The sequence below is a fragment of the Mucilaginibacter sp. P25 genome (assembly GCF_050859465.1).
Taxonomy (GTDB): domain Bacteria; phylum Bacteroidota; class Bacteroidia; order Sphingobacteriales; family Sphingobacteriaceae; genus Mucilaginibacter; species Mucilaginibacter gossypii.
On record NZ_CP193937.1, the window covers coordinates 4,783,169 to 4,795,495 of the forward strand.

At 41.3% G+C, this 12,327-nt stretch carries 12 protein-coding genes and 1 pseudogene; 7 read left to right on the forward strand and 6 right to left on the reverse strand.

Annotation, left to right across the window (positions count from 1 at the left end):
• Positions 1 to 7: 7 nt before the first annotated feature.
• From ACRQ5D_RS24210 to ACRQ5D_RS24225, 4 genes are all read left to right on the forward strand, one after another.
• Entirely contained in the window at positions 8 to 2,524 is a 2,517-nt protein-coding gene (locus ACRQ5D_RS24210; RefSeq protein WP_091164206.1) for a cation-translocating P-type ATPase, read from the forward strand.
• 320 nt (positions 2,525 to 2,844) lie between these two features.
• Positions 2,845 to 3,555, forward strand: a complete 711-nt coding sequence (locus ACRQ5D_RS24215) for a MerR family transcriptional regulator (protein ID WP_431200620.1) — start codon at positions 2,845 to 2,847, stop codon at positions 3,553 to 3,555.
• A 357-nt stretch (positions 3,556 to 3,912) separates the two neighbouring features.
• A complete protein-coding gene (locus ACRQ5D_RS24220; RefSeq protein ID WP_432326862.1) occupies positions 3,913 to 4,086 on the forward strand; it encodes a squalene/phytoene synthase family protein in 174 nt (57 codons plus the stop codon).
• Complete coding sequence (locus tag ACRQ5D_RS24225) at positions 4,070 to 4,750, forward strand: phytoene/squalene synthase family protein (RefSeq protein WP_432326864.1); 681 nt, start codon at positions 4,070 to 4,072, stop codon at positions 4,748 to 4,750. Before ACRQ5D_RS24220 ends, ACRQ5D_RS24225 begins: the two co-directional genes overlap by 17 nt.
• Before the next feature lie 192 nt (positions 4,751 to 4,942).
• Here the strand turns inward: ACRQ5D_RS24225 and ACRQ5D_RS24230 are convergent, their stop codons facing one another.
• The 6 genes from ACRQ5D_RS24230 to ACRQ5D_RS24255 form a co-directional block, all read right to left on the reverse strand.
• A complete protein-coding gene (locus tag ACRQ5D_RS24230; protein WP_091164199.1) occupies positions 4,943 to 6,310 on the reverse strand; it encodes a sensor histidine kinase in 1,368 nt (455 codons plus the stop codon).
• Positions 6,311 to 6,516: 206 nt separating this feature from the next.
• A complete protein-coding gene (locus tag ACRQ5D_RS24235) occupies positions 6,517 to 6,786 on the reverse strand; it encodes a response regulator (protein WP_432326866.1) in 270 nt (89 codons plus the stop codon).
• 762 nt (positions 6,787 to 7,548) lie between these two features.
• A complete protein-coding gene (locus ACRQ5D_RS24240) occupies positions 7,549 to 8,385 on the reverse strand; it encodes a universal stress protein (protein WP_091164192.1) in 837 nt (278 codons plus the stop codon).
• Positions 8,386 to 8,472: 87 nt separating this feature from the next.
• Positions 8,473 to 8,982, reverse strand: a complete 510-nt coding sequence (locus tag ACRQ5D_RS24245; RefSeq protein WP_091164189.1) for a nicotinate-nucleotide adenylyltransferase — start codon at positions 8,980 to 8,982, stop codon at positions 8,473 to 8,475.
• Positions 8,983 to 9,002: 20 nt separating this feature from the next.
• Positions 9,003 to 9,152, reverse strand: coding sequence for a BON domain-containing protein (locus ACRQ5D_RS24250; protein WP_431200621.1), 150 nt, complete (start codon positions 9,150 to 9,152; stop codon positions 9,003 to 9,005).
• Positions 9,153 to 9,154: 2 nt separating this feature from the next.
• Positions 9,155 to 9,670, reverse strand: a complete 516-nt coding sequence (locus ACRQ5D_RS24255; protein ID WP_431200622.1) for a BON domain-containing protein — start codon at positions 9,668 to 9,670, stop codon at positions 9,155 to 9,157.
• A gap of 759 nt (positions 9,671 to 10,429) precedes the next feature.
• Between ACRQ5D_RS24255 and ACRQ5D_RS24260 the strand changes: the two are divergent.
• From ACRQ5D_RS24260 to ACRQ5D_RS24270, 3 genes and pseudogenes are all read left to right on the forward strand, one after another.
• Positions 10,430 to 10,708 (forward strand): annotated as a pseudogene (locus ACRQ5D_RS24260) (ATP-dependent metallopeptidase FtsH/Yme1/Tma family protein); the annotation flags it as partial.
• Between the two features lie 144 nt (positions 10,709 to 10,852).
• Positions 10,853 to 11,317 carry an AAA family ATPase gene (locus ACRQ5D_RS24265; protein ID WP_432329847.1) on the forward strand — a complete coding sequence of 155 codons (465 nt, stop codon included), beginning with the start codon at positions 10,853 to 10,855 and terminating at the stop codon, positions 11,315 to 11,317.
• A complete protein-coding gene (locus tag ACRQ5D_RS24270) occupies positions 11,304 to 12,299 on the forward strand; it encodes an AAA family ATPase (RefSeq protein WP_432326869.1) in 996 nt (331 codons plus the stop codon). The genes ACRQ5D_RS24265 and ACRQ5D_RS24270 overlap by 14 nt, the downstream gene beginning before the upstream one ends.
• The last annotated feature ends 28 nt before the right edge of the window (positions 12,300 to 12,327 follow it).

Here is a 12,327-nt window from a genome sequence, read left to right on the forward strand (position 1 = left end):
TAGATAAATGGCAATAAATAATTTCAATATACATGGCCTGAGCGAACAGGAAGTACTTGCGGCGAGATCTAAATACGGAGCGAACAGCCTTTCGTTTAAGAAAGAAAACGGATTTGTTAATGCGTTGATAGGATTGACAAAAGAACCGATGGTAATCTTATTGTTAGTTACCTCATGTATTTATTTTATTAGCGGAAAGGCGGGCGACGGTATTTTTTTGGCTTCAGCAATTGTACTCGTGTCGGGCATATCTTTGTATCAGGACTCCAGAAGCCGGAACGCGCTCGAAAAATTGAAGGACTTTTCGCAACCTAAATGCAAAGTGATCAGGCACGGAGAAGTTTTAGAAGTAAAAAAAGAAGAACTTGTTATTGGCGACAGCCTGATAGTAGAGGAAGGCACTTTTATTACTGCTGATGGTGTTATTGAACATTCCAATGATTTTTCAATCAACGAAAGCATTCTCACAGGCGAATCCCTGGCTGTTTTTAAAGACAGCTCCTCAGCAGACAATCTGATTTTCAGTGGCACAACAGTAGCAAGCGGACTGGCCATTGCAACCGTAACGGCAATAGGTAACCAAACACGATTAGGTAAAATTGGCAGGAGCCTCGAATCTATAGCGGAAGAAAAAACACCCCTGGAAATACAGATCAGCAATTTCGTAAAGAAAATGGTGATCGTGGGGGTAATTGTGTTTCTGACGGTGTGGGGGATAAACTATTTTCATTCGGCAAATATCTTAGACAGTCTCCTTAAAGCGCTTACGCTGGCCATGAGTATCCTGCCCGAGGAAATCCCTGTTGCATTTACCACTTTTATGGCGCTGGGGGCCTGGCGGCTTATGAAAATTGGGGTCGTTGTCAAGCAAATGAAAACGGTGGAGACTTTGGGCAGCGCATCGGTAATATGCACTGATAAAACCGGCACACTAACCGAGAATAAGATGAGCCTGGCGAAAGCGTATGTCCTGAAGGAGGATTGCATTTACAATCTTAATGAAAAGCTATCGACCGGCGCAGCAACAGAGCTAATCGCGCTTGCCATGTGGGCCAGCGAACCGATCCCTTTTGATCCGATGGAAGTTGCCCTGCACAATGCCTACACCCACACAAATCGGGCAGATGAGCGTTCGGATTATAAAATGATCCACGAATATCCGCTGGGCGGCAAGCCGCCTATGATGACCCACCTTTTTGAAAATGGAAAAGGGAATCGCATTATCGCAGCCAAAGGTGCACCTGAAGCATTGATCGGCGTCAGCAACCTAAATCAAATCGAGAAAGAACACGTGACTGCTGCAATAGCGGCTTTGGCTATCGAAGGTTACCGGGTATTGGCCGTAGGCGAAGCAAATTTTGTGGGAAGTGATTTTCCTGCTACACAGCAGGAGTTTCATTTTGTATTCAAAGGGCTGGTTGCATTTTATGATCCGCCCAAGAAAAACATCACTGCTGTATTACAGGGCTTTTACAAAGCTGGCATTAAGGTTAAAATCATCACGGGCGATAATGCAGAAACCACCGGCGCTATCGCGAAGCAAATTGACTTCCATGGAGCAGACCAATGCATCAGCGGAGACATGCTGATGCAATTGTCAGAACAGGAACTTAGGGAGAAAGTGAAGAAAGCGAACATTTTTACACGTATGTTCCCGGATGCCAAGCTAAAGATCATCAATGCTTTAAAAGCCCAAAATGAGATAGTAGCTATGACCGGAGACGGAGTTAACGACGGCCCCGCACTGAAGGCGGCGCATATTGGCATTGCGATGGGAAAAAAGGGCACAGAGATAGCGAAGCAGGCTGCTTCATTAATTTTATTGGAGGATGACCTTTCGAAAATGGTTGATGCTGTAGCCATGGGCCGGCGTATCTACACTAACCTAAAAAAGGCCATACAGTATATTATTTCTATCCACATTCCCATCGTATTAACGGTATTTATACCACTGGCTTTAGGTTGGATTTATCCGAATATTTTTTCACCGGTGCATATTATTTTCCTGGAACTGATTATGGGGCCGACTTGTTCGATCATTTATGAAAACGAGCCCATAGAAAAGAATGCAATGTTGCAAAAGCCACGTCCGTTCAGCACCACGTTCTTTAATTGGAAAGAGTTGGCGACCAGCATAGTACAAGGGGCAGCCATCACAATCGGAACACTAACGGTCTACCAATATGCCATAAGCAAAGCAGCAGATGAACAAGTAACCCGTACCATGGTATTTACCACTCTGATATCGGCTAATATTTTGCTCACTTTAGTCAATCGTTCGTTTTACTACTCGCTGTTTACAACTATCAAATATAAAAATAACCTTGTGCTGCTGGTTATCGGGCTTACAATCTTTATATCATGTTCCCTGATATACATCCGCCCTTTGGCAGTTTTCTTCGGTTTCAACTCGCTAAATATGAGTGACCTGGTGATGAGTATAATTATAGGGTTTACCTCCGTTATTTGGTTCGAGCTTTATAAAGCATGGTTACGTAAGGACTCAGAAGTAAAAACCTCGTGATAGAAAGTACGTTGATAGTACATTAAGATTTTGAAACAAGCATTTTAGATGCATAATTAATCCTGATGACGCCCCTTATCAATTGATTAAGACATGATCTTCTTCGGTTTCATATTACCGGTTTTAGTTAGTATCGGTTAATATTTTTCAGAGGTTCTACAGCTTCATTGTGCCTCTTGTCACCACCTCGGGTTTTTCCGTGCTTAGCAACCTGTATATTCCCTACAATACTTACGCTTAAGAAATTTGGCATACTTCATAAAGAAACATTTGTTAATTCATTTTTTTGTCTAAATTTGAATTAATAAAACTTAGACAAAATGAATTATTCCATTTCTGATCTTGAGCAATTGTCAGGTGTTTCGGCCCATAATATCCGTATTTGGGAAAGGAGGTACCGGGCATTTACCCCTTCAAGAACAGCTGGGAATACGCGCTTTTATGATGATGACCAACTAAAGAAATTATTGAGCATAGCCGGACTTTACCACGCTGGCTACAAAATTTCTAAAGCCTGCGCATTAAGCCGGGAGGAAATGAACAAACTACTCAAGAATGAAATAGATAAAACGCGGCCCGCGCAACATCAGCATGAGTATTTCATTTCTCAGATCATCAGCAATGCATTAATTTTTCATGAGTATGCGGTAAATGAACTTATAACCAAATCGTTCGAGCAGAATGGAGTTTTAGGAACATATAAATTCGTGATATACCCCATGTTAGTCCGTGCCGGTTTAATGTGGCTAAACAATTCGCTTTGTCCATCACAGGAGCATTTTCTTTCGTCCATCATCAGGCAAAAGCTATTTTCAGCAATCAATGATTGTTTGGAGCAACAGCAAAATAGCAAACCGTTATGGCTGCTATTTTTACCGGAAGACGAAGATCATGATATTGGCCTGCTCCTTTCAAGCTATATGTTGCGGACTGCCGGCCATCGGGTGATTTATTTAGGTGCGCAGGTGCCCATATTGGCTTTAAACCATACGGTTGAAAGCACGCAACCTCACAACCTCCTTTTTTTATGACGCGTGTAAGGCCAATTGCTAATGCACAGGCATATATTGACCAGCTCGCGTCTACTTTCAAATCTGTTAAAATATACTTATCTGGCAACAAGCAAGTTATAAATAGCGTTCACTTTCCCAAAAACGTGTATTGGTTGGAAACGCTTCCGGATTTTGAACAAATAATCGCGCCGGTTATATGAGCAAAAAGGAACGAAAAGGGTACGCGATAACAGGCACTGACATTGCCGGATTAAGCGCCGCGGCGTACTTATTTTTGCAGGACACCCGAGCGTACCAGAACAAGGTGTTCCGCCTGCCGGCTTTTATGGCAATGTTTCAATACATCAATTATTAAACTATCTGAAAATCTAATCGATGAAAGAAAAATTTGACCGCCTTTCTGCGGAATGTAGTAAACTGGCAACACGCAGGTACAGTACCAGCTTTTTTCTGGGCATCAATTTTCTTGATAAAGAATTGCATAAGCCTATTTATGCCATCTATGGCTTTGTAAGGCTTACTGACAGAAATCGTGGACAGCTTTCATAATTATGACAAGCGTGAATTACTAAATAAATTTAGAAAGGATTGCTTTGAAGCGATAGAACTGGGTATCAGCCTAAATCCCATTCTTAACGCTTTCCAGGAAACAGTCAATAAATACCGTATAGATCATCAATTGATTAACCAATTTCTGCATAGCATGGAAATGGACCTGGACGACCAGCTTTATGATCAACAAAAATTTGAGGAATATATCCTTGGATCTGCTGAAGTGGTTGGCCTGATGTGCTTATACGTGTTCACAAACGGCGATAAGGACAGTTACGAAACTCTTAAGCCGGGAGCCATGCGCTTAGGCGCGGCCTTTCAAAAGATTAATTTCCTGAGGGATATCGGCGCGGACTATCTTCAGCTCAACAGAAGCTACTTTCCGGGGATTGACCTTAAGCATTTTTCCGAAACAGATAAAAGAAATATAGAACAAGAGATTGAACAAGACTTCAATGAAGCGTTGAAGGACATCCGAAAGCTACCAAAATCTTCCCGCCGGGGCGTTTATCTGGCTTACCAGTATTATCGCGAGTTGTTTAAAAAGATTAAGCTTGCGAGCGCCTGCGTGGTTTTTTCGAAAAGGTTCAGAATTTCTAATCGCAGCAAACTTATATTGATATTTGATACTTTGCTTAAACACCAACTCAATTACCTTTAAAAACCGTTTTTCAGATATCCAATTTCTCAGAGATGTGCCTTATAACGTTATCAATATTGTCGCAGCAAATGAAAAGTGAAACCCATATTTGATCATAGGTTTGTTTTTTATAAAACTACGTTTCAAAACCGGAAAATAATCTGGAGTGCCTGCCTTTCTAAAGTATAAATAAATTGTCCCGAACTATCCTATTTATTTAACAGGAAAGATCATCGTAAAACAGGTTTCTTTATAGGGGGTGCTCCAAAATTGGAGTGTACCGTTCATTAACTGAACATACCGCTTCACAATATTAAGCCCTAATCCCGTTCCGGAAATATGCCCGGTATTATTGATTCGGTAAAATTTTGAAAACAGTTGCATTTGATCCTGTTTTGCAATCCCTATACCATTATCTCTCACACTGATTAACAAATTTTCGGCGGTCAAATTGGTAACCAGTTCGATATTTGTTTCATCACCCGCATACTTAATGGCATTGGATAAAAGACTATTGATTGATTTTGAGATCAGCATCCGGTCCAGGCAAACAACGGCATTTTCCTGAACCGGTTTGTAAGTTAATTCCTGGCCGGGCCGGGCCATTTGTTTCATAGCAGCCATAATCTCTTCACAAAGCGGTACCAAATCGAAAGATGAAAATTCGGCTTCAGTCAAACCTTCTTCCAGCCTTTCAACAGATAAAAAATCTTCAAGGATATCTTCAAGATTGTGAACTACCTGTTTGATCTTGGCAACATGTTTGACAATTGATGTTTTTTCATCTTTTTCCAGGTATTTAGCGATTAGGGTAGCTGACAGTAAAATAGAGCTTAACGGTGTACGAAATTCATGTGATGCCAAAGTCACAAACGTGCTTTTTAATTGGTTTAATTCAAACTCTTCCCTATATGCCCTGATACGGGCGTTTAATTCCTTCAGAATTAGATAAACTAAAAAAGATACAATAACCATTATCAAAACAGAACCGGCAACTATAACAACCCTGGTTTGTTTAGAGGATAGTTTATAACCGGCCTCTTGCGAAGACAGGAACATTTCTTCCAGGTGCTTAAAGCGGCGGATGGTTTCGTTAATTTTTTCAATTTGTAACCTGATGCTACCGCTTTCTGAAAAGGTCGTTCTCCGCAGCGTGTCTATTTGATGTTTCAAGTTAATAACCTGCGTTAATTGATTATCATCAATTACCAAAGCTTTTAAGGAATTAACTTTTGTATTAAGCCCGTCATACTGCTGCGCATTTAAGCCGAAACTATCTTTAGGCGCTAACGGCTTTGAATACGTTTGGTACACCATAGCCTGATTAAACAGCATGTTCAGCGAGTCAGTTTTTCTGAGCACCTGGTAGGTACGTTCTATCCGTTTTTCATTTCTTTCTTGTTGGATTAACGTATTATAAGAAACTGCCCCTGTTAATATAACAAGTATAATTGAAGCAGCACAACCGATGTAAAAATCGAACCGAAAGCTTTTGAGCGCGGTTGGGGCCAATTGTCTGGTTATACGTAATCCTCCCCTGATTAAAATATTCCTGCTTTCGCTTCCTTCAGGGATTTTCATTGATTATTTATTTATCAACAAAAATCGCTCCTCAGAATATTAGAACAAATGACCTTGGGCACGCTATTTTAAATAGTTTATCACATATTGATAACAAATATTTAGTTAAACCGACTCCTGCAGCGAATGCCTGATGGCTTGAAAAAGTTCTTCAGGGTCAAATGGCTTGCGGATGTAGCCGCTCGCCCCCATCTCCAGGCCGATCGCTACATCCTTTTTTCAGCACTGGCCGTTAAAAATATAAATGGAATAGCCCTGGTCGCGGCATTGTCTTGCAAATATTTAAGAACCTCATAACCATTAGCCTCAGGCATCATAATATCGCAAAGTATTAAATCAGGCAGGTGTTCAATAGCTAATATTAATCCTGTTTTTCCATTCAATGCGGGGATGACGTTATAGCCTTCCAATTCCAACAATTCGCAGGTATTTTCGCGAATGTCGTTATTGTCTTCTACCAGTAAGATCGTTTTCATAGCCTTAGATTCATTGGAAATTCAATAATGAAAGTTATTCCGAGGTTAGCGTTGCTGATAAAACTGATGTGACCGTTCAATAACTCTACGTATTGTTTTACAAAAATAATTCTACCAATTGCCCTTCAAGCTCGGATTTATCATAGCCGAACAATTTTTATGCACATGGGTTAGATAACTCGATCCTCCCCCCTTCACTTATCACCAAAACCCCAACTGTAGTGTACTGAAATAAAGCTTTAAACCCCGCTTCATTTTCAAGAGATAAAGTATTTAACTCGTTCATAATACGAGAGATTTGGGTATAAGATATTTTGCGATTGTTTAATAAAGTTAAAAAAAATTCCCAAAAGTTTTAAACAAAAACTAATAGTAAATAAGCATTAAAAAATTACGAACTTACAAATTAACAAAAGGTGCCGTTAATTGAATGTGTGCTTCTCATGGCCGATCGGCATTCGCCGATCGTTTTATCAATTTGTCAGGAAAAAAGAGAAACACAGCCATTCCTATAATGATAAGTAATACAAATGAGAGCAAAAGAATAAGCGGCCAATTGCCGCGCAACCAGTTGGGCGACTTTTGGGCAATTTGAGTTAAATATTTTGTTTTCATGGTCATGGCTGTTATTTAGTTGAGGTTTTATCCGGATAGCTTTTCCACACTTTGGGTGTATAGCTTGTGTAGCAGCTTCAATTGCGTAAAGATAATTTACTCAACAGCTCACTTAAACTTTTTCAAACCAATCAACTTGTTTCGGCGTTACCAATGGGTAATAAATACAGGAAGATTATTCAATTTAATAATCAACTCTGCTGTACTATCTTTAAAAAATTTAGACAGCCAGTTACGCCCATACGCTCCCATAACCAGGCATGCATTGTTCTCTCTAAGGGAATAATCAAATAACTCATCCTTTGGTTTTCCCCGTAAATCTTTAAAGTTGATCAGCCTATAATGTACGCGTAGGTATTCATAAAGTTTTTCTTTTTGCTCTTCATTGAATACAGCATCTTCGTCAACCTGCATTACCACCAGCTCCGTGTCCTTCAACTCCGGAAACAGATAGGTGAACTGCTTGATTGCGAATAAAGCCGAAGCGCTGCCGTTAAAAGCAAAAAGGATCTTATTGATTGGATGGGTATGGTGTGGTGCTATAATTACCGGGCATTCTGACTTGGCCAGCAATGTTTTTACAAAGCCAGCCGGCATTTCGAGAGCGGACGAAGCGAACAATACAGGCCCTGAAACCAGGACATCCGCATATCGGCTTTCATTGATCAATTCTGTTTGCGGGACACCCTGATCACGATGGACCCTGCAATTGATACCCTGGGCTTCGCAGGCTTCTTTGAACACGCGTATGTTCAATTGAGCAGCTTTCTCCTTAAAAGCCTTTATTGGTTCTTCATCTGCATCTATGGTTTCTACATAAACACTGCCGTAGGCGAATTTAACACCAGCCTCGTGCGTAGGGGTCTGATCTTCCAAGAATATTCCGCAAAGCTGAGATCCTGTTAACCGGGCCAAATAAACACCGAATGCCACAGATTGTGGGTCCGGCTTTTCTGCGTTTAACGCGAGCATAATCTTTTTCATAACCGTTTGTTTAAAGGGAAGCTTCCGTCTTTGACTGCCAGAGCTTCCCTTATTGTGACAGGGATGCAAGGTATTGAGGTAAGTTACTTAGCGAAATTCTCCCTTTTCGTTGAGTTTTACTTTCATGCGTTTATCGCCGTTTTCCAGCAGGAGCTTGAAGGTTTTATCAGCCTTATCCTTATGATCAAAATAATTAACCTGGTAAACATCCTGCGAAATACGCCAGTTTGGAAAGCGTTGCGAAACAGCAGTCCTGATTGCCTCGGGCAATTTTGTATTTTTAAACTTTTCGGCTGTTCTAAGGAGTTTGCCATCTTTATCATAAGCCGCGAGTATTTTCCCGTCAGGTATATAAAATGAGATATAATACCCATCATAGTCATCATCATAAAATTCTGATTTTTTCACATCGTAACTGGCAGCTTTAAATTCGAGCATCCTAACTGGTTGCGACATTTCACGGTTATCCGTAGCATTTAAATATTTGTAAGTTGAAGCAACGATCCGCACTTCAGGTAAAATTACCTGAGCCGATGAGCATAGAGCAAAACCGACTATCAGCGCGGTTAGCATAAGCATGGATTTGAACGTTTTCATGTTGTTTTGTTTTTAATGAATTAATAGACAAATTCCGGTTCTTCAATAGTCAGCTTATTTTCTACATGGCGTACACCGGGAGCTTCCCACGCAACATCTTCGGCATCTTCACTTTCGGTAAGGGAACGTACCTTCCCGGTCAGGACAACTTTGTTTCCGATTGTATCCACAGTTACTTTGCTGGCGTCGACAGTTGCATTCCTGCGGAAAGCATCTGCAATCTTTTTTCCAACTCCAATGGGGTTAATTTCGGTTTAATGGTGATCCGGTTGAACACCGAACGTACTCCTGAAAGGTATTGAATCGCCGTCTGGGCATTAACACGCTGGTATTCCCACTCAAGTTCACCTTCCAGGGTAACGTCACCATCTTCTACCTTAATTTTTATCTTATCGTCAGGTACTACCGAGTGCCATTTAAGTGCATTTAGTACTGCCTCAGCAATTTCCGCGTCTGTTCTCCAGTAGGCTGGCGACACACCAATATGAATATCTTCAGCGATAGCCTTGACACCGGCAACTTTTTTGGCCGCCCGCTCGGCAGTTAGCTTTTTGGAAAAGGAATCTACATTGCCTGATAATGTCACAATGCCATTCTTTACAGCAACGCCAATTTCAGATGAATTTAGAAATGGCTGCCATTTCAATTCATCCATTACATCTTTTTGGATTTGATTGTCTGTTCTCATGATTTTTGAATGTAATTAACTACAACAAAGAACCGAATAGCCGGCAGCTATCACCATGATGGCGATCATGAACTGATATGATGTTCATCATCAATGAGATAAGCCCCCTAAACATTATCTTTCTGAGTTTCCTTAACCTGGCTACTATCAGGCCGCCGAAGTACCATCTATTAGCTGCTACCATGCCTCTGGTCATTTATTGACCAAAGAGTGCTGCCAAAATTTATCGTATGAAAAATCAAGAAAAGTGCGACCTGAAAAAGCCGGAGACATTTAGTAACTATCAACATCAGTTAAAAAAGAATATCCCATGTGCGAAAAAGACGAGCAGGCCCGGGCGATTGAGCTATTGAAAAAATAACAAGCCACGAAGCCGGGTTACTGTGTCAGATCTCCCCCGTTTATATTATAATATACTTCTGAAAAAAAGATGGTTATCTGAACTTAGCTAAAAGGATAGTTCAGCTATCCATCCCAGGCCAAGCGGAGCATGACGCCACCTGCGTTATATGCAACCTGTTCAAGTGGCCCTACCCATGAATAAACTCGGGGAGCAATACTGGTTTCTTTAATTTTCTTTTGCTCCAAACTATTGGAGTTTTGTCACACTTCATCACGACACAAGTCACATTTTCGGCAAACAACCGTCATTTCAGGTTTGTACGCTTCAACCCATCTTTATTTTATGAAAAAAGCGATGCCTCCAGCAAATAAAAACACTAAAAAAAATATAAACCAACATTCAGTTGGGCTTGGGTATATGTGATCATTTTGCTGTATTTGATTCTTTCCCCATTCTTGTCTGGAGATAATGTCAAAGAGATCACGTGGCAGCAATTTTCAAAAGATATGCTAAGCCGAAAAGCTGTTGAAAAGTTAGAGGTGATCAATAAAGAGCATGTTAACGTATACATCAAAAGTTCATTTGCAGGCGATACCGCTTTCAAAGCCGCATTTAAACCAGTTGTTGGCAAGGGCCTGAACTACGGGCCACATTACACTTTTACAATAGGATCAGTTGAATCTTTTGAACTTAATCTCGATAAAGCGGAGCAAGGTTTTCCCTTAAGTGAAAGGGTTTCGGTAAGGTACATTAACAAAAGCAACTGGTTCGTTAATATCCTCGGTTGGACTGTACCTTTCATTCTGATGTTTCTTATTTGGAATTTCATCATGAGGCGTATGGCGGGTACCGGAGCGCCCGGGGGATCTTCGATTTTTAGCTTCGGAAAATCAAGGGCTACATTGATTGAAAAACAAAACAGCACTGTCACCTTCGCCGACGTTGCCGGGCTGGAAGAAGCCAAGGTAGAAGTAAGTGAAATTGTCGACTTTCTAAAGACGCCTGACGTATTCACCAAACTCGGGGCAAAGATACCTAAAGGTGTAATTTTAGTAGGCCCACCAGGAACAGGTAAAACAATGCTTGCAAAAGCAGTGGCCGGCGAAGCGCAGGTGCCGTTCTTTTCAATCTCCGGAGCTGCCTTTGTTGAAATGTTTGTTGGTGTTGGTGCTTCCCGGGTGCGCGATATGTTTCAACAAGCCAAAGAAAAGGCACCCTGTATCATTTTTATTGATGAAATTGACGCAATCGGGCGTTCAAGAGGCAAAGGTGCTTATTTAGGCGGTGTCAATGACAGAACGTGAAAGCACATTAAACCAGCTATTGACCGAGATGGATGGTTTTGCTACCAATGCTGGGGTTATTGTGTTGGCGGCAACCAACCGGGCTGATATGCTGGACCCAGCCTTAATTAGGGCAGGAAGATTTGATCGTCATATTTACCTTGAGTTACCCAATTTAACGGAACGAGTAGCTATCTTCAAAGTGCACACCAAGCGGTTAACCATGGCCGATACCATTGACATCCCTATGCTCGCGGCCCAAACGCCGGGCTTTTCAGGCGCAGATATTGCAAATATCTGTAATGAGGCAGCATTAATTGCTGCTCGGAGAAAAGCCGACAGTATACAAAATGCCGATTTTTCAGAAGCCATTTACCGTATAATTGCAGGGCTTGAAAAGAAAAGCAAAATCATTACGCCGGCCGAAAAGAAAGTAATCGCTTATCATGAGGCCGGCCATGCAGTTGCGAGTTGGTTGTTGGAAAATGTGGAACCATTGGTTAAGGTATCGATCATTCCCCGCGGGAAATCTTTAGGCGCGGCATTATACTTGCCAGAAGAGAGGCAACTGCGTAACAAAACTGCTTTCGTGGAACATCTATGTGCTACCCTGGCAGGCAGGGCGGCAGAAGAACTTACTTTTGGCGAAATATCGTCCGGGGCGTTGGATGATTTGGAAAAAGCGACCAAAGAAGCAAGATCAATGGTCATGTATTATGGTTTTGCCGAAAAGCTTGGAAACGTCAGTTATTACGATTCAACCGGTCAAACCGATCTGGCAATACAAAAACCCTTCAGCGAATCTACCAGCAAAATTATTGACGATGAAATAATAGGATTGCTGGCACAGGCCTATCAGAACGCGAAAGGAATTCTTGCCAAAAAGAAGCCTTTATTGGACCAGTTAGCAACCCTATTGTTAACTAAGGAAGAAATAGATAAAGGTGACCTCGAAAAGATTTTAGGCACACGGTCCGATTTTTTTCATTTACCCATACTTTAATAAGTGATTATAAGGAGCTTGGGATTGA